Origin of the sequence: Pseudomonas weihenstephanensis (assembly GCF_016812185.1) — a bacterium.
Taxonomy (GTDB): domain Bacteria; phylum Pseudomonadota; class Gammaproteobacteria; order Pseudomonadales; family Pseudomonadaceae; genus Aquipseudomonas; species Aquipseudomonas weihenstephanensis.
In genome coordinates, this window is record NZ_JAAEBV010000001.1 from 587564 (window position 1) to 613153 (window position 25590).

Genomic DNA, 25590 nt, shown 5'->3' on the forward strand with positions numbered 1-25590 from the left:
CGGCCTTGCTGTCTGGAGTAACTTATGCGCGAAGAGTTGAACCAAGGCCTGATCGACTTTCTCAAGGCCTCCCCTACCCCCTTTCATGCCACCGCCAGTCTGGTTCAGCGTCTGGAGGCCGCCGGTTATCAGCGCCTCGACGAACGCGAAACCTGGTTCACTGAAGCCAACGGGCGCTATTACGTCACTCGCAACGACTCCTCTATCGTTGCCTTCAAACTGGGCCGCCACTCACCTTTGCACGGTGGTATTCGCATGGTCGGCGCACACACAGACAGCCCCTGCCTGCGAGTCAAGCCCCAGCCCGAACTGCAACGTCAGGGCTTTTGGCAATTGGGCGTTGAGGTGTATGGCGGCGCGTTGCTCGCCCCCTGGTTTGACCGCGACCTGTCGCTGGCCGGGCGTGTCACCTTCCGCCGCGACGGCATGGTCGAAAGCCAACTGATTGACTTCAGAACGCCTATCGCCACCATTCCCAACCTGGCGATTCACCTTAATCGCGCCGCCAACGAAGGCTGGGCGATCAACCCGCAAACCGAGCTGCCACCGATTCTGGCGCAGGTGGCGGGCGATGAGCGGGTAGACTTCCGCGCCTTGCTGACCGACCAACTGGCGCGCGAGCACGGCCTGAATGCCGACGTGGTGCTCGATTTCGAGCTGAGCTTCTACGACACCCAAAGTGCCGCGGTGATTGGTCTGAACAGCGACTTCATTGCCGGGGCACGTCTGGACAACTTGCTGTCGTGCTACGCCGGTTTGCAAGCGCTGCTCAACACCGAGACCGATGAAACGTGCCTGTTTGTGGCCAACGACCACGAAGAAGTCGGCTCCTGCTCAGCCTGCGGCGCCGACGGCCCGATGCTGGAGCAAATCCTGCAACGCCTGCTGCCTGAAGGTGATGAGTTCGTACGCACCATTCAAAAATCGCTGCTGGTGTCGGCTGACAACGCTCACGGCGTACACCCCAACTACGCCGACAAGCACGACGCCAACCACGGCCCAAAGCTCAACGCAGGCCCGGTGATCAAGGTCAACAGCAACCAGCGTTACGCCACCAACAGCGAAACAGCCGGTTTCTTCCGTCACTTGTGCATGGCCGAAGAAGTGCCCGTGCAAAGCTTTGTGGTGCGCAGCGACATGGGATGTGGATCCACCATCGGCCCGATTACCGCCAGCCACTTGGGTGTGCGCACGGTGGATATCGGCCTGCCGACGTTTGCCATGCACTCCATTCGCGAACTGGCGGGCAGCCATGACCTGGCGCATCTGGTCAAAGTGTTAAGTGCGTTCTACGCCAGCCAGCAACTGCCTTAAAAAGCATTTCACTGCGCATGCTCTGGAGCACCGCAGCGGTGCTCCAGGCGAAAGGCTCAAATTTGATACACGTCACCGCAAAATTTTGTAAAGACGCCTAGACTTGAGCGCATTCATTCCTTCAGGTCCATAACAATGATTGAGATGTCTGCGTTCCACTCCATGATGATTCCCATTGTGTGCGGCATGCTGCTGCTGACCATCGGTTTCACCCTGCGCGAGCGAACCAGCGGCATCGGCGTCCTGATGATCTGGTGCGGCATGCTGCTGATTTTCGGCACCATCGTGTTCAAGATACTTGCCAAGCTGAACTCATAAACGTTTCGTTTCTTTTCGTAAAATCCAGCGATGATTGATTTCAGGCGTGACAAGAAATGAATCATCGCGGGCCCTAGCGTACACTCGCTCAACCCGCTTCCCTTGAGGTTGATCGCCCCGTGTTTCTTCGTCTGCTCGCCCTGCCCTATTTCCTGCTCGCTTGCGTGCTGACGCTGCTCCCCCTGGCCTCAGCCCAGGCCGTTGGCTTGCCCGGTTTGCTGGGCAGTTCGGATAAGTCCCAGGCCCAACCCGCCGAGCCGCTGGGTCAATCGCTGGACGAGGTGATCAAAAACCTTGAGAGCGACCAGCAACGCAGCAAACTGCTGGCCGACCTGAAAAAACTGCGCGATGCCACCAAAAAAGCCCAACCCGAGGCCGAGCTGGGAGTGCTCGGGTTGATTGGCAGCACGCTGGGTGATCTTGAAAAACAATTCACCGGCACTGACAGCCCGTCTTATCGTTGGGCACGGGAAATTGAACAAGCTCAGGACGAACTCAAAGCCCTGATGCTGCCCGCCAGTCAATGGCTGCCGATCATCTTTGCCTTTGCCCTGATCATCATGCTGTGGAGCCTGCTGGCCGCCCTGCTGATTTGGGTCAGCCATCGGGTGCGCTTGCGTTTTGGCTTGAGTGAAGAGCTTCCGCAGCACCCCAAGGCGGTGGACATGCTGCGCTTTGCCTTGCGCAAACTGGGGCCGTGGCTGGTGGCCTTGATGATCACCGTGTACATGAGTTACTCGCTGCCGTCCTCGCTAGGCAAAGATCTGGCGATGGTGCTGGCCTACGCGCTGGTTATTGGCACCTGCTTCTCAGCGATTTGTGTGATCGCGTTCTCGCTGCTCGATGGCCCGCACCGTCATCGCGCGCTGCACATTCTGCGTCATCAGGCTTTCCGCCCGTTGTGGTGGATCGGCAGTTTTGCAGCGTTCGGCGAAGCCCTCAGCGACCCGCGACTGGTGGCCACGCTGGGCGTGCATTTGGCCCATACCGCCGCGACGTTCGCCAATGTGATGGCGGCGCTGTCCACCGGGCTGTTTATCATCCGCTTCCGTCGACCGATTGCGCACCTGATCCGTAACCAGCCGTTATCGCGACGCCTGACCCGCCGCGCCTTGAGCGACACCATCGAGTTACTCGGTACTTACTGGTGGATCGCAGCACTGATTCTGGTGGGCATTTCGTTGGCCGCCACCTTCATTTCTGCTGGCGACACCAGCACCGCCTTGCGCCAATCGCTGATCTGCACCGTGCTGGTAGTGCTGTGCATGGTGATCAACGGGCTGGTGCGCCGACATGCGCACAAGCCTCAACGCGGGCACAAACGTCACGCGCTGTATTCGGAGCGCCTCAAGAACTTTGTCTACACTCTGGCGCATCTGGTGGTGTGGCTGGTGTTCATTGAATTGGGGCTGCGGGTGTGGGGCTTGTCGCTGATCCGCTTCACCGAAGGTGATGGCCATGAAATCACCGTCAAACTGTTTGGCCTGGGCGGCACGCTGTTATTTGCCTGGCTGATCTGGATTCTTGCCGACACCGCCATTCACCACGCCCTGACCCGCTCGCGCAAAGGGCTGGCGAATGCACGCGCACAAACCATGATGCCGCTGATTCGCAACGTGCTGTTCGCGGCCATTTTTATCATTGCCCTGATCGTCGCCCTGGCCAACATGGGCATGAACGTAACGCCGCTGCTGGCCGGTGCCGGTGTGATCGGTCTGGCCATTGGTTTCGGTGCGCAATCGCTGGTTGCGGACTTGATTACCGGCCTGTTCATCATCATTGAAGACTCGCTGGCAATCGACGATTACGTGGACGTCGGCGGCCACCTCGGCACCGTTGAAGGGCTGACGATTCGCACCGTGCGTCTGCGCGATATCGACGGCATTGTGCACACCATCCCGTTCAGCGAAATCAAAAGCATCAAGAACTATTCCCGCGAGTTCGGCTACGCGATCTTTCGCGTGGCGATCCCGTACAACATGGAAATCGACGATGCGATCAAACTGATGCGTGACGTCGGGCAAAAAATGCGCACCGATCCGCTTCAGCGTCGCAACATTTGGTCGCCCCTGGAGATTCAGGGCGTGGAAAGCTTCGAGTCCGGCAGCGCGATTTTGCGTGCTCGCTTCAAGACCGCGCCGATCAAGCAATGGGAAGTGTCCCGCGCGTTTAACCTGTCGCTCAAACGGCATCTGGATGAGGCGGGATTGGACTTGGCAACCCCGCGCTTGAGCGTGCAAGTCGTCACCGCGGGGAGTGGCATTTTGCAAAAGGATTAAAGCCTACGCCGATCAGATTATTGCGCCAGTACGTCGACCCCGACGTGGATCGCGTCATGTCGCCAATACTCCAGGTCGCAATCAATCAGCCGCTCGTGCTGATCGTAGTTAACCCGCGCTATGCGCAGGCCGGGGCTGCCCGTTGACACCTTCAAGGTGGCCGCCGCTTGCACAGGCAATGCCGTGGGCACGATTTCAAACTGTACCCGCCCATAGTGCAAATCGTAGTGCCGGGCATACAGCTCGGTGATTGACTGCGTGAGGTCGAACTCAAGAATCTGTGGGAAATATTGCGGGTTCAGGTAGTGCTCGACATACAACACCCGTCGCCCATCGATGCACCGCCCGCGACAGATCTGAATCACGCTCGACAGTGCGGGCAACTTCAAGCGCTCACACACCGCGGCTGACGCAGGTTGCAGGCGCGCCGAAAGCACCTGCGTGGTGGCCACCCGGCCTTGAGCGCTGACCATCGCGTGAAAGTGACTGCGCTGCATCAAGTTGTAGGCCAGGCGAGGCGGCGATATAAACCAGCCTCGGCGCTCCTCGCGATACACCAACCCTTGCGCTTCTAACTGCAACAACGCCTCGCGCAGCGTCACGCGGGTCGTGGAGAACAGTTCGCTGAGTTTGCGCTCGGCCGGCAACTGACTGCCGCAGGCCAACAGGCCACATTCAATTTGTTCTTGCAGCGCGCGGCTGATCGCTGTCACCGCTTTGGGTGCACCTGTTTGCATCAACGTTACCTATCTGGACTAGTCCAGCAAGAAACACGGGCCAGCGCGGTGTTCAATAGCCGCGCCGTGAGACTGCCAAGCCTAGGCAGATCACATGACTGTTCGATGACAAACCCCGCCATCATGCCCCGATCAATCCCGCCAAACGCCCTGACTCCGGGGCTTTGGCATGGTCTACGCTTACCGGCAACGAGTGCTCAAACTTCAACGGGGCCGTGCCTGGCGGGTGCCGACATTAAAGTGTCATACGTGCCCCTTAAATTGGCTCGGGTATTGCTGACCTAGACCAACCTACTGCAAACACCCATAAAACCCAGCGTTGAAAACGCCCCAGGAGCTACGGATGAAACAGTTTTTTCTGGCATCACTGTTAGGTTCAAGCATTGCCCTGTGCACCACGGCCATGGCCGCTGACGTCGACTTGAAAACCCTCGAAGCAGCAGCCCGTGCCGAAGGCACTGTCAACAGCGTGGGCATGCCCGATGACTGGGCCAACTGGAAAGGCACGTGGGCAGACCTGAATAAGCTTTACGGCCTCAAACACATCGACACAGACATGAGTTCGGCACAGGAAGTGGCTAAGTTCGCGGCCGAAAAAGACAACGCCAGTGCTGATATCGGGGACGTGGGTGCAGCCTTTGGCCCGATCGCCGTGGCCAAAGGCGTCACCCAGCCGTACAAACCGACAACGTGGGAGCAAATCCCGGATTGGGCGAAAGACAAAGACGGCAACTGGGCATTGGCCTACACCGGCACCATTGCGTTCATCGTCAACAAGAAACTCTTGCACGGCTCCGAAGTGCCGACCACGTGGTCCGACCTCAAAACCGGCAAGTACAAAGTGTCCATCGGGGATGTCAGCACAGCGGCGCAAGCCACCAACGGCGTATTGGCTGCCGCGATCGCCAATAAAGGTGATGAGAAAAACATCCAGCCCGCGTTGTTGATGTTTGCCGACATCGCCAAACAAGGTCGCTTGTCACTGGCCAATCCGACCATCGCCACGATGGAAAAAGGTGAAGTGGAAGTGGGCGTGGTCTGGGATTTCAACGGCTTGAGCTACAAGGCAAAAATGGCTAACCCCGATGATTACGTGGTGCTGATCCCCTCCGATGGCTCGGTGATTTCGGGTTACACCACCCTCATCAATAAATACGCCAAGCACCCGAATGCGGCCAAGCTGACCCGCGAGTTCATCTTCAGTGATGCGGGCCAGACCAACCTGGCGCGAGGCAATGCGCGGCCGATTCGCGCTGAACACCTCAAGCTGCCCGAAGACGTGCAAAAACAACTGCTGCCAAACGAGCAGTACAAGAACGTAACGCCGATCAAAGATACCGCTGCCTGGGAGAAAACCTCCAAGGCTCTGCCGCAGCTGTGGCAAGAAGAAGTCATCATCAACATGCAATAACCCCGTAGAAGCTGCCGAGGCACGGAGGCGGCGATCTTTTTATTGAGCAAAAGATCGCCGCCTTCGCCAGCGCCTACGTGGCCGGGAAGCACCTGTCCCCCTGTTTGCGGAGTCGTACATGAAACACAACGTGATTCTGGTGATCCTCGACGGTTTGAATTACGAGGTCGCCCGCCATGCCATGGGCCATCTGCAGGCGTATGTAGGGGCCGAGCGCGCCGCCTTGTACACGCTCACGTGCGAGTTACCTGCGCTATCGCGCCCGCTCTATGAGTGCATCCTCACGGGCGTGCCGCCCATCGAGAGCGGCATCGTGCACAACGCTGTTTCGCGCCTGTCCAACCAACGCAGCGTGTTCCATTACGCGCGTGAAGGCGGACTGAGCACCGCCGCCGCGGCCTATCACTGGGTGAGCGAGCTGTATAACCGCTCGCCATTTGTCATCACGCGTGATCGTCACACTCAGGCGCCCGACTTGGCGATTCAATACGGGCATTTTTACTGGAGCGACCACTACCCCGACTCGCACCTGTTCGCGGATGCTGAACACCTGCGTACGCAGCACGCTCCCAATTTTTTACTGGTGCACCCGATGAACATCGACGATGCCGGTCACAAACATGGGCTCGATTCTGCGCAATACCGCAACAGTGCGCGCTCGGCCGACATCATGTTGGCCGATTACCTGCAAGGTTGGCTGGAGGCGGGTTACCAGGTGTTGGTCACCGCCGACCACGGCATGAACAACGATCGCTCGCACAATGGCTTGTTGGACGAAGAACGCCAGGTGCCGCTGTTTGTTCTGGGCGATGCGTTCAGTTTTAACCCGGATGTTGAGCCCAAACAAACCGAACTGTGCGGCACCGTGTGCGAACTGCTGGGCGTTGCCCATGACAAACCACTGTGCCGCGACCTGTTGAGGCCCGCCGTATGAGCCGAGGTAAATGGCTCGCGCTGTTGTGTCTGGTGCCCTTCGCGGTGTTTTTTATCGTGTTCCAGATCGCGCCGCTGGTGTGGGTGTTGATCCACAGCGTGCAATCGGAAGACAGCGGCTGGGGCCTGGCCAATTTCAGCAAGATTTTCAGCTCCAGGTTTTACTTGCAGGCGATCCAGCACAGTCTGGAGATCAGTTTTTGGTCCAGTGTGTTTGGCATTGTGATTGCCGTGCTCGGCAGCTATTCATTGCGCAAAGTGGATTCGCGCCTGCGCAATTTCGTTAACGCCTTCGCCAACATGACCAGCAACTTCTCCGGAGTGCCACTGGCGTTTGCGTTCATCATCCTGCTGGGGTTTAACGGCAGCATCACGATCATGCTCAAACAGGCGGGCATCATCGAGGATTTCAACCTTTACTCGAAAACCGGGCTGATCATTTTGTACACCTACTTTCAGATTCCGCTGGGGGTGTTGCTGCTGTATCCCGCCTTCGACTCGCTGCGTGAAGACTGGCGCGAGTCAGCCTCATTGCTGGGCGCCAACAGTTGGCAGTTTTGGCGCTTCATCGGGCTGCCTGTGCTGACCCCCGCCCTGCTCGGCACCTTCGTGATTTTGCTGGCCAATGCGCTGGGCGCCTACGCCACGGTGTACGCACTGACCACGGGCAACTTCAACGTGCTGCCCATTCGAATAGCCGCAATGGTGTCGGGCGACATCAGCCTGGACCCCAACATGGCCAGCGCTCTGGCGGTAATTCTGGTTGGGCTCATGACCTTGGTCACGCTGGTGCACCAGTGGCTGCTAAAGAGGAGCTACCATGTTGCGCGTTGAATCTGCGTCGGGCAGTGTCTACCACCGCTGTGTGGTGTGGCTGTTGTTTCTCATCCTGCTGCTGCCGCTGCTCGGCACGCTGGTTTACTCCATTGCCAGCAGTTGGTCGGCGACCATTTTACCCAGCGGTGTCACCTTCAAGTGGTACAGCCAATTGTGGGGTGACCCGCGCTTTTTGACCGCCTTCGGTCAGTCATTACTGGTGTGTGTGGCCGCACTGGTGCTGTCGGTGGTGCTGATTTTGCCGCTGCTGTTTGTCGTGCATTACCACTTCCCCAAACTCGATGCGCTGATGAATATCCTGATCCTGCTGCCCTTCGCTGTGCCGCCGGTGGTGTCATCCGTGGGGTTACTGCAACTGTATGGCTCCGGCCCGCTGCAAATGGTCGGTACTCCGTGGATTTTGATCGGCTGTTACTTCACGGTGGCGTTGCCGTTCATGTACCGCGCCATCACCAACAACCTGCAAGCGATCAACCTGCGAGACCTGATGGACGCCGCGCAACTGCTGGGTGCCAATACGTGGCAAGCCGCTTTTCTGGTGGTGCTGCCCAACCTGCGCAAAGGCTTGCTGGTGGCACTGCTGCTGTCGTTCTCTTTCCTGTTCGGCGAGTTTGTATTCGCCAATATTTTGGTCGGCACCCGCTACGAAACCTTGCAGGTGTTTCTGAACAATATGCGCAACAGCAGCGGGCATTTCACCAGCGCGCTGGTGATCTCCTACTTCCTCTTTGTATGGGTGTTGACCTGGGTTGCCACCTTTCTGAACAAGGACAAAAACCCATGAGCTTCGTCAGCGTCGAACACCTGCAAAAGAGCTACGCCTCCACCCCGGTGTTCAGCGACATCAATTGCAGCATCGCCCAGGGCGAGTTCGTCACCCTGCTCGGCCCTTCGGGTTGCGGCAAGTCCACCCTGTTGCGCTGTATCGCGGGGCTGACGCCGGTGGATGATGGCAGGATCCTGCTCGATGGCGAAGACATCGTGCCGCTGAGTCCGCAAAAGCGCGGCATCGGCATGGTGTTCCAGAGCTATGCGCTGTTCCCCAACATGACCGCCGAACAAAACGTCGCCTTCGGCTTGCGCATGCAAAAGGTCAATGCCACTGACAGCCACAAGCGCGTGGCCGAGGCCCTGCAACTGGTCGAACTCAACGACTTTGCCAAGCGCTACCCGCATCAGTTGTCTGGCGGGCAATGCCAGCGTGTGGCCCTGGCCCGGTCGCTGGTCACCCGCCCGCGCCTGTTGCTGCTCGATGAGCCGTTGTCTGCGCTGGATGCACGTATTCGCAAGCACTTGCGCGAGCAAATCCGGCAAATTCAGCGTGAACTTAACCTGACTACGATCTTTGTCACCCATGACCAGGAAGAAGCGCTGACCATGAGTGACCGTATCTTCCTGATGAATCAGGGACGTATCGTACAAAGCGGTAATGCACAAACCTTGTATGCCGCACCCGTGGATGCGTTTGCGGCAGGCTTCATCGGCAATTACAACCTGCTCGACCCCGAGGCGGCCAGCCGTCTGTTGCAGCGCCCGGTCAGCAGCCGTATCGCGATTCGCCCGGAAACGTTGGGCTTAAGCCTGCACGGTGAACCCAATGCGCTGATCCGCAGTCACAGCCTACTGGGCAATGTGATTCGCTATCGCGTCGAGGTACGCGGCGTGGCGTTGATTGTCGATGTGCTCAACCGCTCACCGACCGATCTGTACCCCGACGGCCAACGCGTGGCACTGTCCATCGATGCAGGCACCCTGTGTGAGGTAGCCTGATGTTCTTGAATTCACTGAAAAGAGAGCTGCGCTGATGGCCTTGGCAATTTTTGATCTGGACGAAACCCTGATTCATGGCGACTGCGCCACCCTGTGGAGCGAGCAAATGGGCCGTCTGGGCTGGGTCGATCCCACATCCTTCATGGCGCGCAATAACGAATTGATGGCAGCGTACAGCCGGGGTGAACTGGCGATGGAAGACTTCATGGCCTTCAGCCTGGAGCCGTTGATCGGCCGTACACCTGAGGAGGTCGCACATTTAGTCGAGCCGTGGGTAGAGGACTATATCGAGCCGATCATTTTCAGCGATGCCTGCAAAACCATCGCCGAGCATCGCAAAGCCGGTGACCGGATTCTGGTGATCTCGGCATCAGGTACGCACTTGGTGAATCCGATTGCTGAGCGTCTGGGTATCGATGAAGTGCTGGGTATCGAACTTGAGGTCAAGCATGGGGTGTATACCGGTCACACCGTTGGCACCCTGACTTACCGCGAGGGGAAAATCACGCGTTTGCTGGAGTGGTTGGACGCCGAGGAGGAAAACCTGGAAGGCGCGAGTTTTTATTCCGATTCGCGCAATGATTTGCCGCTATTGAAGAAAGTCGATCATCCGCATGTTGTGAATCCTGATCCGGTGTTACGGGAACACGCGCGAGAGGCCGGATGGCCGATTCATGATTGGATATAACCACTTCCCACTCTTCACCAAGGCCAGATCAGCTCTCCCCGAACAGGCCTTTTTAGTCATTGCAATGAAGACCTTCCTGTCATTTCTGACAGTAGCGCAGCCTTGGCATTGAGTATGAAATGACTCCAGTCATCACGACAATATGGAGCCGTCTCAATGCATACGCCACTGACCACCCTTCAACCAGTCGATATCCCTGGCGCAACCGGTGCTTTAGCAAGCGGTGAGCTGGGTATCAATCTTGCTGCCGCGCAAAAGAACTTCCCGGACAGAGGTCTGCAAGTTCGAATTAATCCGTGGACCAATATGGCACCTGGAGACAGGCTGAATCTCATCCTGACGGATAACAGTGGTCCGGTTATTGTGGCCAGTAAAAGCATCAATATCGGTGAAGAAAATCATATTGTTACGGCTTTTATTGCATCTGAACGCTTAAAAGAAGGCTCTTACAGCGTCAGTTATAACGTATTGCGTACAGGGGCCTCAACGCCCGAACCCTCGGTCCCCGTGGACATCTACATTAAATTGACACTGCCAGGCGGCCAGGATCAGAACGGTGACACCCCAGGCCATTCGGGACTGCTCTTTCGCTTACCCGATGAGGTTATCGCGAACGGCGTCGATAAAGAGATGGCAATGGCGGGTATCAAAGTCACCATCCTTCCTTATTTGCACATTACCGAGCTGGACATTATCGACTTGATCTGGGGCTCGCAGCACATCAAGCACGAGGTGAGCAAAGCACAAGCTGAAAACCCGATCCAGAACCCTATTGAAATAATCATCGACTACGAAACGATCCTCGCTGCCGAGGACTCGGATGATTTACCGGTGGCCTTCGAGGTCTATGACCTTGTTGACAACCAATCTGAAGACTGGAGTGCAGAGCAACGCATTGTGGTGGATACCCAGGCCAATCGACTGGAAGCCCCAATTCCTGATGCACTGGTGGATGGCAACACTCTGGATCTAGACCTGCTTGAGGGCGAGACCACGAACGTGGCCGTGGTCTGTTTTGCACCTTCATTTGCTATTGGGGACAGCTTTGTACTGACACTCAAGGGCACCACGACCGACGGGGTTGCGGTGATAGAAACCTACTCACAGTACATTGACAAAGTCCCTAAGGTTTATGAAGTCCCCGTCTCCGTTCCCCTGCTGCGTAAGTTGGCCAAGACTACCGTAGCGTTTTCCTACGAGCTGACCAAAGGAAATGGTTCCGGAAAACGCAAGTCCAAAGCCATTTTTGTCATGGTCATAGGACAGCCTTACCTGCTTAAAGCCCCAACAGCTATCGACGCCTCAGCGGGCGCGCTCGACCCCGAGCTGACCGAGACCACCATCGAAATTCCATTCGACGCCTCCATGAACGCTGGTGATTCGATCGACTTGCAATGGCTCGGCACACTGCCGGACGGCAGCATCTATTTACCAAAACTGCGGTCGCACTTGATTACCGGTTCAGAGTGGGCTGCCCAACAACCCATCAATATGTACATTGATGGGCAGCACCTAAAGCTTATCGAGGGGGGAACGCTAGAGCTTTTTTACATACTGATGGGTAGCAGTTCCGAACGTAAATCACTGCATACAGCCCGGTTGAATGTCGGTGAACCCCGGGCAGAGTTGCCTGCGCCTTCTGTCGACAAGGTGGAGGGCGTCATCGATCCTGAGCTGTTTCCGCGCGGCGTCACACTGATTGTGCCGATGTATAACGGCATACAATCCGGCGACACTGTGTATTACAACTGGGTGGGCTCTCAAACCGGCAAGACCCAAGACTGGATCAAACTCAACAGCAGTTCGGCTACGCGCGAAATTCCTTTTCAGATAACTAAAGAACACGTCACGCCCAATCTGGGCGGCACGATAGAAGCGTCTTACTGGGTTGAACGTGCCAACGGTGACATCAGCCAATCAAACATTTTGCCACTCAGTGTGGGCGAAGCTCAAAACGAACTGCTTACCCCTGCTTCTATAGAAGGGGTAGTCGAGGGCGGGGTTCTGGACCTGAAAGGGATCGGTGAAAAAGGCGAAGTCACTGTCACGATAGAACCTTGGATCAGTTCTCCTGACGACCCTAAAAACGAAATGAATCCGGGGGATCAGGTATTTATGACGTGGACGGCTGACAATGGAGCCGCTCCCTACACTGATTACCGGTCCATTACCGGGAGCATGGACAATAAACCCGTGCTTTTCTATGTCCCCTATGCCGACGCCATCAAGTTCCTAGACACGACTGTAACCGTGACCTATCGCGTGGACCCGTATGACACTGAGGCCAACGACAGAGCATCGGCTCCCTTGAAATTCGTGGTCAGCCTTGCTGAGAGCCAGTTACCGGCTCCGCAGATCAAGCAGGCTAAAGGGGACACTCTCAATCCTGGTGACGTGCGCGAGGGTGCTACGGTTTTGATTCAAAAGGCCGGCCTCAAAAAGAACGATCAGGTCACGCTTGAATGGAAAGGCCAGCCTGGCAGTGGCACGGTGTCGAAAAATAAAACCGTGAGCCAAGATGGTGAAGATCTGGAAATCACGGTCGAGTACGCGACGGTTATCGCCAATGACGGATTCGATATTGAACTGTTCTATAACGTAGCGCGTGCAGACGGCACGCCGCAGGATCCTTCGGCGAGCGCAGAATATAGCGTCATGAGCGCGGTCGGCTCAGGTGTGATCAAGGTGCTGGGCGCGCGGTACAACCGCAGTACCTCTCGGGCATATAGCTCGTCGCAAATATTGATGGCGTTTAACGCCGACACTGACCAGCCCCTTACGGCTCAATGGCAGTATCAGGGCGATACAGCGTGGGTGGCTGCCTCCGTGTGGCGTGACACTGCGCCCTGGAAAATCCTTCAAGTACGCACCACAGATGATGTCGTCAATTTAAACCCGGCCAACATTATCGGCTCCGGCCATGAGAGCTATAACTCAACTCACTCAGCCTTCGTCGGTCATCTCAACAAAGGCGCCATGACTGGCTGGGGCAACCCGCCCAGTGGAGGCGACATTCCGTCGACCATCCTCACCTATGACGATGTCGTTGAAGTCAGTTGCACCCACAGTGCTTATGCAGCACGCCGGCTAGACGGAAGTCTGGGGGTCTGGGGTAATGCCGGCGAGGGCGGCTCTTCTAATTTTGAGCTGTCGGACTTTGTAGAGGTCATCCCCAATACGGTTGCTTTTGCGGGGATTAAAAGCGACGGCAGGATCGCGGCATGGGGCACAGCGTCGAATGGGGGCACTGTCCCCGCTGAACTCGCGGGGTTAAACGACTTTCGTCATTTGTACGGTTCCTCAACCGCGTTCACCGGCCTGCGCAACAACGGCACAGTGGTGGCCTGGGGCAATGCCGGCTCGGGAGGTAAAGTTCCATTTGATATCGCTCAACTGACGGACATCAAGCAAGTTGTTGGCAATTACTATGCGTTTGCAGCCGTACGTCAAAACAAACGCATCGTAGCCTGGGGCAATAGCAGTAATGGTGGTGCCGTCCCGGCAAACATTGCTAGCCTCGATAATGTCGATTACATCGCTAGCGGGAATATGTATGCCTTTGCCGCGCTACTTGAGACTAAATCGGTGGTGGCATGGGGAGTTCCCTCAAACGGAGGAAGCATCCCCCGCGATATCGCAGTTTTAACCGATATCGTGTCTGTCGTGAGTACTTGGCAATCGTTCGCAGCGATCAGGGAAAACGGTCATGTTGTGGCTTGGGGGGGGAATGTCAATACCGGCGGAATAGTCCCATCATCCATCGCGCAGCTGGACGATATCGTACAGGTCGCCGGTAATGGCACCGCATTTGCGGCCTTGCGTAAAAACGGCAGAGTGGTGGCATGGGGGCTGGCGTCTACCGGTGGGGACGTATCCCCTGTAGCCTCACACCTGACCGATGTTCAGGCGATCTACGCCAATAACAATGCCTTCGTAGCGTTGACCTCCGACGGCCGTGTCGTGTCATGGGGGGATCCGACTGGAGGTGGCAACAGCGGCTCTTCCCAGGAGTTCCTCAAGGGTCAAGTCACCCACGAGGCCACAAGCGCAACACGCGGCCGTGGACTGATGGCTAACCGCTGGTTGCTTAATCACACGTCGCCCAAACCTCTGCCCCACTGATTAACCTGCATTTAACAATTATTCCGGCGCGCCTGCGGGCCGCCGGATTCGTTAAAGAAGCCAGAGATCAGCGATGCCCTGGATCCATTTTTCCGTAAATACGCACGTCAGCAGACGTCAACGGTGCACGCCTGCGTGCGTGATTGAAACCTCCTTTATATTTCAATTACGCGTTCAAGCCGTGGCATCACGATCGACTGCTGTACCTCTCGTTTACAGCGGAAGCCATAACCATGATTGGAATCCCCTTCTTCTGTGCCGGGTGCACAACAACGACAACAGGGCTCAGGCGTTAGATCAAACCTAAGTCCACTTCAGTGCGCAACACAAAAAACATCGCCTCGAGGATAAGACAATGACTCGATTTACAACTCGCCTGTTTCCGCCTGTAAACCAAGACAACTCGACACTCACGTTACGCCCGATCCTGATTTCAGGCTTGGCTACACCGGTCGTGGATGCTGATGGCGGGATAGGACACAGTGTGGTTTATGGCAGTTCGTTCGGCCTGCTCTGCGCGATTGACCCCTACAACATGATGAGCACCAACGACAGTATTGATATTTACTGGGGCGCAGGTAACAAGATCGCCACACGGCGGGTGAGTGCCTCCGAAGTTGATACGCGACTGTTTCTCTATCTGCCAGAAGACAAAATCGTACCCGGCCTGATAGACGATGTGTATTACACGCTGAACCGCGTTAACCCCACCACACCTCCCGAAGACTCCATCCCCCTCACCTTACTGGTCAAGCTCGATTTGCCCGGCGGCCTGGATGGCGATCCACATCTTCCCGGCCATTCAAAATTGAAGAAACCGGGTCTGCCCCAAGACGTCATCGACAACGGGGTCAGTGCCGAATGGGCCAGCAAGGGTGTGCCCGTCGTGATTGAGAACTATCCGGGCAGGTTCCGCCGCGACACGGTGCAATTGAGGTGGGGCAGTGTCTTTCTGCGCCGGCCTATCACCCCGGCAGAGGCTTCCAGTACTGATCCAATCACTGTATTGGTCGATCAACAAACGATTCTCTCCGCAGGCGACAGCAACAAACTGCTCGTGGAATATCAAGTATTCGACGAGGTGTGGAATTTCTCCGAGGACTGGTCAAAAAATACCAGCGTGACAGTCGAGGCCGGCGGTTGGCTCCTTGATGCGCCCATCATCAAGAATGTCAACTCAGCCGGTATCATTGATTTCGAACAGCTGGGTAGTGCGGATGTGATTGTTCAAATCGTTGTTCGCACCAGTGATTTCGGCCCCGGCGATTCAATCATCTTGAACTGGCTAGGGACGTCCTTGAATGGTGCCATCGTCCCTCACGAAGAGCGCTTTGATGGTTTCAACATCCCTACGATCATTGAAGCTAGCGTGCCTAACGCCAAAATCAAAGACATTATCAAAGGGTCCGCAGTGGCCTCTTATATTGTCATGCGAGGCAATGGCGACCCGCCCGTCTCCTCAAAAAGGGCCTTTGCAAAAGTAATCGGTGAGGCTAATCCGTTGGCAGCGCCCTCTATTCTTGAAGTCGTCGGAGACACTCTGGAACCCTCCAATAATTGGGCAACGGTGCAAATCCCAGCATCCCAATTGATCAAAGCGGGAGACACTCTCGATGTCATCTGGCTGGGCACCACCGCCAGCGGTAACCCGTATGTTCATGAAATCCAGCATCCCGTGACCAGTAACGAGGCAGGCAAAGTCATCACCCTGTATGTGGAACCTGAACACTTCGCAGGTTTGGCGAACGGAAGACTGGATTTATCCTACACAGCGTTCAACGATGATCGCGTGCAGACATTCGGTACCAGCAAATCGGATCACTTGCTGATAAATGTGGGCGAATTACGTAAGGAATTGCCTGCCCCAAAAGTTCAACAGGCGCCAGATGATGTACTAGAGCCTGAGTGGGTGCCCAACGGTGCGGATGTACGGATCAACTACCTAGGCACCGAGCCGGGCGATGTAGTGACCTACTATTGGACCTCTTTTTCGCCAGAAGGGACCGTCAACGACTGGCTACCCATCACGATCGGGTCAGCCGGCAAGCCTGTCAGCTTTCACGTGCCCTACTCCTACATCGAAGCCAGCATAGATGTAGGTGCTAAGGTGCGTTACACCGTGCTACAAGCCAGAGACGGGCAATACCGTTATTCCGCCACTTTGTCATTGAGAGTGGAAGCAGACAAAGCGCCGATCATTGCCTCGGTCGAGGACTCTAACGGCAAAGATATCGTCAATGGTGGCACCACCCGCGATACACACCTAAGAGTGATTGGAACAGGCCGCGCCAGATTCAAAGTTGAAGTATTCGACGGAGTCAACTCCCTGGGTGAAGCCGCCGTTAGTCCATCAGGCAAATGGGGCCTGGAAACAGGCAAGCTAAGCGTGGCCAGCCACAGCTTTACTGCAAAGGGGTTGTATGGCGCGCAATTGATCTCCCTCCCCTGGACGCTGACCATCGAGGAGCCGGTTGTTCCTGCCATTACCTCACTCAAGGATTCAAAAAACATTGAGGTCCCCGATGGTGGTGTCACGATTGAAACTCAACTAAAACTGGCTGGTACCGCATTGGCGGGTGAAAAAGTTGAAATTTTCGATGGCATAAAATCTTTAGGCCAAGCCCTCGTAAGTAGTGCCGGAGAATGGGTGTACACACTGAGCGGACTGACCCTGTCAGCGCACACTATCACCGCCAAAGGCCTCTACGATAACCAGCCGACTTCGCCCATCTGGTCGTTCACCGTCACGGACGAAGTCGTGCCGCAGATCTCTTCAGTAAAGGATTCTCGCGGGGCCGCTATTGCCAATGGAGGTAGCACCAGCGACACCAGCGTGACAGTAAGCGGCAGCGCAGAGGCCAATAAAAGCGTCGAAATTTACGATGGCAGCACTAGCAAAGGCAAAGTAAACGTTAACGCCGCGGGTATTTGGACTTACACACTCAGCGGATTGGCCTCGACGGTGCACAGCCTCACGGCTAAAGCGTTGTATGGCAATGGATTATCTTCGGCACCGTGGACCTTCACTGTGACCGTTCAAATAGTGCCGCTAATTAGCTCACTCAAGGATTCGGGAGGAACGGAAATCCCCAACGGCGGTGCAACGACGTCTACCAGTTTCACAGCAACCGGCACGGCAATGCCAAGTGAGAAAGTGGAGATCTTTGATGGCGGCACGTCCAAGGGAGTGGCAAACGTAGACTCAAACGCAAACTGGATCTATTCACTGCCAGGGCTGGCTACGGGATCTCATAGCATCACAGCCAAAGCGCTGTACGGGAGTGGCCTTACTTCATCCGCACGCGTTTTTACTATCACGGTAGCCACACCGCCACTCGTCATCGATACCTCTGACGCACGTTTATCCGGGCATATTTATATTTTCCCGCAAGGGCAAGTTCAATCTCAGCACGGCTCAGGGAACTCACTTACGCGAACCCCGAGCAGCGGCGTTCCCGCCTACACCTATTACTCGTCCAATACCGACGTTGCAAAAGTCGATTCCAGATCCGGGTACGTCCGTGCATTCGGCAACGGACAATCCACGATTACTGTGCAGGACAGAGCGGGACAGCGGCAGACCTATCGCGTGATCGTTACAGGTGTCACCCAGATCCTGTATGCAGGGAGTGGATCACAGCCCTCATTAACCCGATTCGCACAGTCAAAAGGAGGCTTTCTACCGTCGCGTGGTGACATGTCACGGATTTATCAGACATTCGGGGGAAGTAGTTTCCCCTTTGGCGGGCCGCTCTGGACATCAGATGAAGCGTTCTTTTTCCCTAAGAAGTATTGGGCGTACAACCTACTGAACGGATCCTCCTTCCCTTTCTTTGACTTTATTATGTGGGACGCACTGTACCTAAAAAGGTAACGGAAACAACGTCCATGAACGCCTCATCCGAGGCGTTTTTTTAAACACGGACAACACCCACAATCCCCGCAAAAAAAAACCTCAATCGTCCTCTAACAGGGAGATTGAGGTGTTTAGGACATTACCTGTTATGCGCAGGCGCTCTCAATTAGCCATTGAGCTAAATCGCGCATGGGTTACTTACCAACTGTAGCGTAACCCCACATTAGCCCCCCATGGCTGTTCAATATTTTTGCCGTTGCCATAGTCAAAGTCTGCATGCACTTGCAGGTTGCTCGTGACTGACACTGCCAGCCCCGCACCGAACTCAGCACGTGAACCCGACAGGTCATTGTTAAACACGTTGTTATTCACCTGAACTTCATTGTTTTTGGCGAACTCATGAACCATTGCTGCCCGAATATAAGGCTGAACTATGGCCCCATTTTTTAATGCCACGTTACGCCCTGCGGTCATGCCCGCTTTGGCCAATAATGAACGTGTACGATCACCTTCTGCTTCCATCCCGTTGTTTAAGCCGTAATCCTTAGCCTGAATCACAACACCCGCAACTTGGGCAAAGGGTTCGATGAAATAACCATCGTCCAGCTTGATGTGACGCCCGAACTCGGCAGATGCACCAAGACCGGCGTTGTCGTAGTCGCCCTTGGCGCGTGCGCCATCACTCATAGAAACCTTGGCCTGGTTGCTAAAACGGTTGTACTTGAGCACAGCATCGACGTAATAGCCGCTGCTTTGATCAAGCCAGGTGGTGTAGGCACCTACGTAGTAGCTTTTCACCGTGCCCGAAGTACCACGACTCAAGTCCAGGTCCGATTTGCTGGTCCCCCCCAGGACCCCTACTAACCACTGTCCATCACCGATGGGCAGGGGCGCATCGGCGCCCAACGAGAAACCATGCTGGGTTTGTTTATAAGCCAGCCCAGTGCTTTCAGAGACATTGAACTTGTTACCGTACGAACGCATCCAGACACCTGACTGGCCACCATCGAAACGCAGCTCACCCATACGACTGCGTAAAGAACTCAGCTCTCCGTACCAAACAGTAGGCGCTGTGTTGAACAAGGCCAACACCGAACTTGCGCTAGGGCTGATGTGCTTGTTGGCACCTAAAAACCACTCTGTACCACCAGCACCATCAGACTTGGACTCAAGCGCATAAGAGTAAGTACCTTGATCAACGCGGGGCGCGGCATTGGCCAGGCCAAACGTCGCATCACCGGACGCGATATGCACCAGAGTCAGGTCGGCAGGGTTGCTGACTGGTTCAGCCCCCGTAGCAGTGACCAGCAGACTATGACTGCCGGTGGCTTCTCCTGTCACATTGAGCTTGTCGCCCATGCTGCGAACCATATCGACGTCCATGACAAACGTACCTTGGCCAGAAAGATGCTCAGCATTTAACTGGTAAAAGGTGCCGGGGGTACTTGAACCGAAATCGACCGTACCGTCGTGCAAGTCCAGCGTACCCACGCTGTTGTCACCCTTCATGTTCCAACGCGAAGCGTTGCTGATGACAACCCTCTCAACATTGTCCACATTGCCGGTAAATACGGAGGCCTTGTCCAAAGTAATACGCGCTGTACTTCCTGCCTCGGCAATGACATCGCCCGTCAGGAAGCCATGAGTGAAATCAAGATTGCCCGTGCTGTCCCCGGACATTTTGATATTGCCCTCAAGATGACTGTCTAAAACATTCACGTTGGCCGTGGCGCCCCCTGTGACATCCAACAAGAGGTTATTGCCCGCTAGCAGTGTCGAGCCGTTAATAATATCCAGGTTGACGTCAGGGATTTTACGCCCAGCCCCATCCACAAGAATCGCAGAACCGGTAACACCTTGAACAGATGTACCGTCTAGAACTATATTGCCTTCCTTGGGATTAGTAGATCCGTTTCTAAACACCCTGATGCCATTGGCTTCGCCAATAATTTTGCTATTTTTGGCTGTCACATCCGCACTGAACAGAATGAGTCCAGCGCTGCCTTCGCCTGTCGCTTCAACATGCGAGTTAGTGAAATTAAGTGCGCTATGCCCTGACGCTTGGGCACCGGCTGTAGTGCCAATAATCGTACTGTCAGACACATTAAATGTAGACCCCGTGACCGCCCCCAAATTCTGCATCGCATTAAGTCCAATACCGTCACTGATAACCGTACTGCCTGCTGATATTGTTGCCTCACTCTCGTGCAATTCAATGCCTAGACCACTGCCCACAGTACCCGTTACCGTAGCGCCGCTGAGCGTTAATACCGAACCGTTTAATCCAACAATTTCTGCGGTATCACCTTTATTAATGTTCAGGTTGGAGGCATTTGAACTCACCTGGTCAGCCGTGCCTCCATCAATATTAAGTGTGGCCCCTGTGCGCAGCGTATAGTCCGTTTTAGGATGGCCAGCATTTATAGTAATCGTGGTTCCATTTTCAATGAGTACAGCGCCCGCAGAGGGGCTCGCCACAACAAAAGCACCCAACAGAAGAGCATGTGGCATACTTTCTGAGGAAAACCATCGTGACATTCGTATAACGCGCATACAAATACTCCGTGAGTATAAAGCTGTGAAGGTTAACCGCCCCCAAACCCTTAATAGTTCAGGTCAGCTACCAGGCGCTAGATTACTGACAAACCTCCCAGTGCAATGTAGTAAAAGCCCTTCTTATACGTAGGAAAACACCTACATGTCACCCTCTCCCTCTACAAAAAAAGGCCACATACTTTGAGATGATTAATAGATGAGTTCTACAGGAACAAAAAAGTCATAACATGCCACTAACCCGACACCACAAAAGCTGCCAAACGCCCTTAACTATGAAAGAGGGCGCAATGCCCTCTTTCATAATCACTTCACCTCTTTCACCCCCTAAGGAAAGATAATGCACCCGCCGCCAGGACGCGTAGACGAGGCATAAATAGTTGCTTCCCCTGGAATAGAACTCCCTCCTGCTGGCGTACCGGTGTAACTCACTTTCACTGCCCCCTTAGAGCCAACGACCTCAATATGATCTAAATAAGGTTTCACCTGAATTTCAAAACCGTTGGCCGCCTCATCCTTGGTCAGGATTTTATTTAACAGCTCCCACTTTCCTGACGTGACAGGCAGAGTCGCTGCTCTATCGGTATACGGCTGCCAGGTAATACTGACCGTGTCTCCGGCCTTTAGAAGCGTAGGATTACCCGGGATTTTAACCCTGACATAATAATCACCGCCGCCATCACTGATATAAGATTTGCAGCTCAGTGACGCTATAGGCGGTGTGCCACTAGACATCACTTTGTCAGGGAATTGAGGCTCACCTAACAGAATAGGTAGCGCGCCGATGACATCAACACTTTGATTGGCTGACTGCTGTGAGTTTGAGCCTCCCCCTCCCGCGATCAGTCTAATTTTGTAGTACACCGGTATTGATGAACTGCCAGGCTCCTTTTCAATCTCACTCCATGGAATATTAAAAGTAACTACATCGCCCCCATTGTTTGCTGCCGTAATATCATAGAGCGCCACAGGTTCAGTAAGACTGCCCCAGAAAAGCTCCAAGCGCTGACCCACTTCAGGTGAACTGTAGAGGGAAAGGAAAGCCCGTGCATCCAACCCTTTGTCCGAAGCAAGTAACTTGTTATCTTGCGGGGTGACCCCTCCGCCCTGAACCGTCACAAGATTAAGCAACGGGTTAATGGGCCCTGGTTCATTGGGGTTAGTCGGCCCTGGTACCCAAAGATTCACATTCACCGTGGTCTGCAAAGACTCCACTTGTGCGCTGCCTCTAATGATGCTGTACTCCACAGTCGCGGGTACGTCACCTATACTGCCCGCGCCATAACCAAGCTTTAACAGTGAATAGGGCACATCAATAATTATCGGATTACCGGGAAATGTACCCACCGTGAAGGGGGCACGCTTGTGACCGGCCCAATTGACAATAATCTCATCAGACGGATCCCAATTAGTGTAGAGCGGTATAGTAATACTGACCCCCACTTGAGCATCTGCAATATCGACGAGTGTATTGTTATCATCTGCGAGTGGAACGCCCGGCGCTGGAAGTGGGGCAACCGGCAAAGGTTTGATAGCTAGATAGGATTTTTTCGTTTTAGAATATTCCCCTATATTCCCGATTCTATCAATCAATCGATACGTTACAAAAAGAGGGCCGTCTGGAATTCTTCTGATTCGTGAACCAGGGATATTCACCACGCGAGGACTAATAAATATATCCCCGGTAAAAACAGGGATCGCAGCCGGGTCAGGAACATTACCTTCGATAAAAACTTCAACAATATCGCCGGCTTTGGGCTGATCATAAGCCGGGATTGTGACGGCCAGTACATCACCATGATTATCGAGATAGTCCTGTGTTATGTCCCCATTTTCAGCTTCAGGTTCTGTAAACGACAGTGCATCCGGCTCGCGCCCATAATGGGGGGCAATTTTATCTACCGTAATGGTTTGTGCAATTGAATACCCCCCCTCCCCTAGCTCATTCACAACCCAATATCGAAAAATATAAGTTGCATGATTCTCAAAATTAAATTGTGGAATAGTGATTTGCACATCGGGGTCTGTGTCCTCATTCGGACCTGGCTGAAGAACAGTCAAAATGGACACATATTTTTCCGCTTCAATGCGCTTCCACTCAATAATAATTTTATCTTCACCACCGGCCTCTGCACCGTTCGTCCAGGCAGGTATACCTATTACCAGATCTGTTTCTTGTTTTTTTAATGGTAAATACCCATCTAAACTAGGGTCATCAGGCCAAAAAACGTAGTCGGGCAAAACAGCCTTTGGGAGGGTGGCTCCATCAGCACGGCTCGTTCCTAGAGCCTGTCGATTTCTAAGCCACTTTGAATAATGCTCCCGCGCTTGCTGGGAAGTGACCTTATTCTGACTTTCTTTCATTTCATCGATCTCCATGTCACTGAATGATTACTGCATTGGGTGTAAACAATAGGATGGGTACAACACTCGCCTAAACAACACTTTCACAACCTGCTGAATCACCTCCCCTCTTCTAAGACAAAGAGCCCCCTGCGACGTGCGCTTCAAACATGTCGCGCATTCGAATGCTGACAGCCCACAGCGTTACATCCGCGCACGCCCCCCCATTGAAACTTCATACTTATTAAATAAATTATGGCCTGTTAATTTGCTGCCTTAGGCCCTGACGGAGTGTTGAGTACATCCGTGTACAGGTTGTCTATCTATTTACTGGTGGCTCGCAAGGATCACCTCCAGGAACCACCCTTGTAATTTTCACAAAGTCTGCACGCGCCTCTCCAAAACGACCATCTTTCTTGGTAAGTGTGTAATGCACCCGTCCTGAACCCTCTACCATCGGTTTTATATGAGGTTCATAGGGCGCTACCGTGACATCTGCATACCCTTGAGTCACATGAACATTCAGCACCGAAAGTACAATTTCCTTTTCAGTTCCTGCAATAGGGTCCGTACCATTAAAATTACTGCATCCTTGCCAAAATACTCGCAGCTCATCGCCGTATTCAAAATAACCTCCCGTGAAAACAATTCTGATCCGAATACCATCCCAGGGTTTCTCTAGGCTGGAGCAATTGATATAGCCCCATTTGTCAGCACCGGGGAATTCAGGCATCGATAAATCATCAATGGTTTCAACTTGAACGCTGACCAATGTGTTAGACGCGTGCTGCTGGTTCACGCCATTGCTCGTGGCGTAGTACACCGGTAACGCCAGGTTGTTGGGTTCTGAATCGATAAGGGTCCAGGGAATGTCTGTAAAAAAAATCTCCTGCCCTGCACTGTCACCCGTCTTGATCGTATACGTAGCCGCCACAGTGGCCCAAGTGCCCCAATAAAGCACCAGCGTTTGTCCAACCACTGGGTTTTGATAAAGAGGCACACTCGCCTTCACGGGGAAATCTTTATCGGTGGCTTTAAGTACGTTAGGAACCCCGGACTTACCCCTCACCACTACATGATTCAGTAAAGGGTTTACCAAAGCTGGCGCGCCCGGGTGGTCCTGTCCGGCCACGGTAAAATTAATATTTACAGATAGACTGGGGGACAGTTTTGAACTTGAGCCACGTACCAATTTATAACTGACCTGTACACTACGAGGCCCCAGTCCATTAGCAACCATCACACTCCACGGTACGTATACAGCCAAAGGAAACTTAGCCGCTACCGCCGACAGTGCAATGCCATCCCACTCAAACGCAATCAAATCCCCAGGCTGAGTGTCGACGATCCACTCTATATGTGCGTATACGCCTGAGCGCGCATCCGCCCGATGAATCAGTGAATCGTCTTCAAACAGGGGCACTGTAGGAGGAGGAAGAATGCTTGGCCAAGGCGTCAGCGCTACCACGGCGCTGACTTCTTTAGAGACGTTCAGCGTTTCATTGCCCGCCCGATCCCTCAACTTATAGCCCGCGTAAAAAGTCCCATTCTTCTGGGCCGCCCGGATGACATCCCCTGTCAAATAAACCCTAATGTCATTCGCGTCGATATCCGCTTGAGAGACAGTGAACTCAGCCACCGGTAGCCCGATCGCTGGATTAGAGTCAAACCAATATAAAGACACTACATCACGCTCATGAGCCCCCGTGTAAAGAGGCAATGGAAGTGAGTATTCAACTTTATCGTCATGCGTGTCTAAATAAGCATCGGTGATCACACCCATCAAATCGCCAGGGGGTATCAGGGCGCCTGCTTGCTTATCGTAACTGGGCGCTTGAGTATCAACCGTCAGTTTTTTCTCAACCGACGTATCGGTCACGCCAGTCCCCGAGTTGGTGACGGTGTACCACAGGTCATACCCGCCATCCTGTTGCAATAAAGATTTGTCATACACTAACTTATAAGGAAACAACGCGGGATCAATATCCCCTAACAAAACAACAGTGCCTGCGCAATAAAGCTCATCGGCGGGGTCCATTTTCTTTGGCGCCCAATACCATTTAATAATGTCATACTCTGGCGCTTCTGCCGGGTTGACCCACAGGGTATCGATGTAAGCGTGAAGGTCTTTCGTATCCGAACCACTTGGGAGTAAACCCTCAGGGTCGGTAGGGTCTATGACATCAGGCACTCGAAGTGGAGTTAACGGTATGCGATGTTCATTCAGATTATTGGCTGACGACTTATTTTTTTGATTCATGTTTTGCCCACATACAGTTAACACGCGTGATGACAACGTAGGCCTACCGGCCATTCCCAAGAGCAACGTCGAACTCGCATCGTTACGTTTAATGATCCGCGAGCACAGTGCTACTGCACTCTTATTGGCGTGCACTGTCTACTGTCAGAAATGACAGGTCACCTGCTAA

General features: G+C 54.1%; 15 protein-coding genes. 11 read left to right on the top strand and 4 right to left on the bottom strand.

Annotation, left to right across the window (positions count from 1 at the left end):
- Positions 1–24: 24 nt before the first annotated feature.
- From GYN01_RS02515 to GYN01_RS02525, 3 genes are all read left to right on the top strand, one after another.
- The gene (locus tag GYN01_RS02515; RefSeq protein WP_048365257.1) at positions 25–1314 is read left to right on the top strand and encodes a M18 family aminopeptidase; all 1290 of its coding nucleotides are present in this window, start codon (positions 25–27) and stop codon (positions 1312–1314) included.
- A 135-nt stretch (positions 1315–1449) separates the two neighbouring features.
- A complete protein-coding gene (locus GYN01_RS02520) occupies positions 1450–1632 on the top strand; it encodes a hypothetical protein (RefSeq protein WP_048365256.1) in 183 nt (60 codons plus the stop codon).
- A 119-nt stretch (positions 1633–1751) separates the two neighbouring features.
- Positions 1752–3911, top strand: a complete 2160-nt coding sequence (locus GYN01_RS02525; protein WP_048398882.1) for a mechanosensitive ion channel family protein — start codon at positions 1752–1754, stop codon at positions 3909–3911.
- Positions 3912–3928: 17 nt separating this feature from the next.
- Here the strand turns inward: GYN01_RS02525 and GYN01_RS02530 are convergent, their stop codons facing one another.
- On the bottom strand, positions 3929–4648 hold the full coding sequence (locus tag GYN01_RS02530) for a UTRA domain-containing protein (RefSeq protein ID WP_048365254.1): 720 nt from the start codon (positions 4646–4648) through the stop codon (positions 3929–3931).
- Positions 4649–4991: 343 nt separating this feature from the next.
- Here GYN01_RS02530 and GYN01_RS02535 point away from each other — a divergent pair, with 343 nt between their 5' ends.
- The 8 genes from GYN01_RS02535 to GYN01_RS02570 all read left to right on the top strand — a co-directional run bounded on the left by GYN01_RS02535 (position 4992) and on the right by GYN01_RS02570 (position 18283).
- Positions 4992–6059 carry an ABC transporter substrate-binding protein gene (locus GYN01_RS02535; protein WP_203306546.1) on the top strand — a complete coding sequence of 356 codons (1068 nt, stop codon included), beginning with the start codon at positions 4992–4994 and terminating at the stop codon, positions 6057–6059.
- A gap of 118 nt (positions 6060–6177) precedes the next feature.
- Positions 6178–6993 carry an alkaline phosphatase family protein gene (locus tag GYN01_RS02540; RefSeq protein WP_048365252.1) on the top strand — a complete coding sequence of 272 codons (816 nt, stop codon included), beginning with the start codon at positions 6178–6180 and terminating at the stop codon, positions 6991–6993.
- Positions 6990–7826 carry an ABC transporter permease gene (locus GYN01_RS02545; RefSeq protein ID WP_048365251.1) on the top strand — a complete coding sequence of 279 codons (837 nt, stop codon included), beginning with the start codon at positions 6990–6992 and terminating at the stop codon, positions 7824–7826. The genes GYN01_RS02540 and GYN01_RS02545 overlap by 4 nt, the downstream gene beginning before the upstream one ends.
- Complete coding sequence (locus tag GYN01_RS02550; RefSeq protein WP_048365250.1) at positions 7813–8613, top strand: ABC transporter permease; 801 nt, start codon at positions 7813–7815, stop codon at positions 8611–8613. The genes GYN01_RS02545 and GYN01_RS02550 overlap by 14 nt, the downstream gene beginning before the upstream one ends.
- Positions 8610–9599, top strand: coding sequence for an ABC transporter ATP-binding protein (locus GYN01_RS02555; RefSeq protein ID WP_203306547.1), 990 nt, complete (start codon positions 8610–8612; stop codon positions 9597–9599). Before GYN01_RS02550 ends, GYN01_RS02555 begins: the two co-directional genes overlap by 4 nt.
- A gap of 34 nt (positions 9600–9633) precedes the next feature.
- Positions 9634–10287: an HAD family hydrolase gene (locus GYN01_RS02560; protein WP_048398873.1), complete on the top strand. Its 654-nt coding sequence runs from the start codon at positions 9634–9636 to the stop codon at positions 10285–10287.
- Positions 10288–10443: 156 nt separating this feature from the next.
- Positions 10444–14409, top strand: coding sequence for an RCC1 domain-containing protein (locus GYN01_RS02565; RefSeq protein ID WP_203306548.1), 3966 nt, complete (start codon positions 10444–10446; stop codon positions 14407–14409).
- A 355-nt stretch (positions 14410–14764) separates the two neighbouring features.
- Positions 14765–18283, top strand: coding sequence for an Ig-like domain-containing protein (locus GYN01_RS02570; protein ID WP_203306549.1), 3519 nt, complete (start codon positions 14765–14767; stop codon positions 18281–18283).
- Between the two features lie 180 nt (positions 18284–18463).
- Here the strand turns inward: GYN01_RS02570 and GYN01_RS02575 are convergent, their stop codons facing one another.
- The 3 genes from GYN01_RS02575 to GYN01_RS02585 all read right to left on the bottom strand — a co-directional run bounded on the left by GYN01_RS02575 (position 18464) and on the right by GYN01_RS02585 (position 25421).
- On the bottom strand, positions 18464–20818 hold the full coding sequence (locus tag GYN01_RS02575) for an autotransporter outer membrane beta-barrel domain-containing protein (protein ID WP_238936071.1): 2355 nt from the start codon (positions 20816–20818) through the stop codon (positions 18464–18466).
- Between the two features lie 327 nt (positions 20819–21145).
- Positions 21146–23182, bottom strand: coding sequence for a hypothetical protein (locus tag GYN01_RS02580; protein WP_203306550.1), 2037 nt, complete (start codon positions 23180–23182; stop codon positions 21146–21148).
- A 298-nt stretch (positions 23183–23480) separates the two neighbouring features.
- Complete coding sequence (locus GYN01_RS02585) at positions 23481–25421, bottom strand: hypothetical protein (protein ID WP_203306551.1); 1941 nt, start codon at positions 25419–25421, stop codon at positions 23481–23483.
- Positions 25422–25590 lie beyond the last annotated feature (169 nt).

Bases quoted from the DNA above. Each gene is read 5' to 3' on its own strand.
- GYN01_RS02555 (WP_203306547.1), top strand. From the start codon at position 8,610: ATGAGCTTCGTCAGCGTCGAACACCTGCAAAAGAGCTACGCCTCCACC.
- GYN01_RS02520 (WP_048365256.1), top strand. From the start codon at position 1,450: ATGATTGAGATGTCTGCGTTCCACTCCATGATGATTCCCATTGTGTGC.
- GYN01_RS02580 (WP_203306550.1), bottom strand. From the start codon at position 23,182: ATGAAAGAAAGTCAGAATAAGGTCACTTCCCAGCAAGCGCGGGAGCAT.
- GYN01_RS02560 (WP_048398873.1), top strand. From the start codon at position 9,634: ATGGCCTTGGCAATTTTTGATCTGGACGAAACCCTGATTCATGGCGAC.
- GYN01_RS02550 (WP_048365250.1), top strand. From the start codon at position 7,813: ATGTTGCGCGTTGAATCTGCGTCGGGCAGTGTCTACCACCGCTGTGTG.
- GYN01_RS02585 (WP_203306551.1), bottom strand. From the start codon at position 25,421: ATGAATCAAAAAAATAAGTCGTCAGCCAATAATCTGAATGAACATCGC.
- GYN01_RS02530 (WP_048365254.1), bottom strand. From the start codon at position 4,648: ATGCAAACAGGTGCACCCAAAGCGGTGACAGCGATCAGCCGCGCGCTG.
- GYN01_RS02575 (WP_238936071.1), bottom strand. From the start codon at position 20,818: ATGCGCGTTATACGAATGTCACGATGGTTTTCCTCAGAAAGTATGCCA.
- GYN01_RS02515 (WP_048365257.1), top strand. From the start codon at position 25: ATGCGCGAAGAGTTGAACCAAGGCCTGATCGACTTTCTCAAGGCCTCC.
- GYN01_RS02535 (WP_203306546.1), top strand. From the start codon at position 4,992: ATGAAACAGTTTTTTCTGGCATCACTGTTAGGTTCAAGCATTGCCCTG.
- GYN01_RS02565 (WP_203306548.1), top strand. From the start codon at position 10,444: ATGCATACGCCACTGACCACCCTTCAACCAGTCGATATCCCTGGCGCA.
- GYN01_RS02570 (WP_203306549.1), top strand. From the start codon at position 14,765: ATGACTCGATTTACAACTCGCCTGTTTCCGCCTGTAAACCAAGACAAC.
- GYN01_RS02540 (WP_048365252.1), top strand. From the start codon at position 6,178: ATGAAACACAACGTGATTCTGGTGATCCTCGACGGTTTGAATTACGAG.
- GYN01_RS02545 (WP_048365251.1), top strand. From the start codon at position 6,990: ATGAGCCGAGGTAAATGGCTCGCGCTGTTGTGTCTGGTGCCCTTCGCG.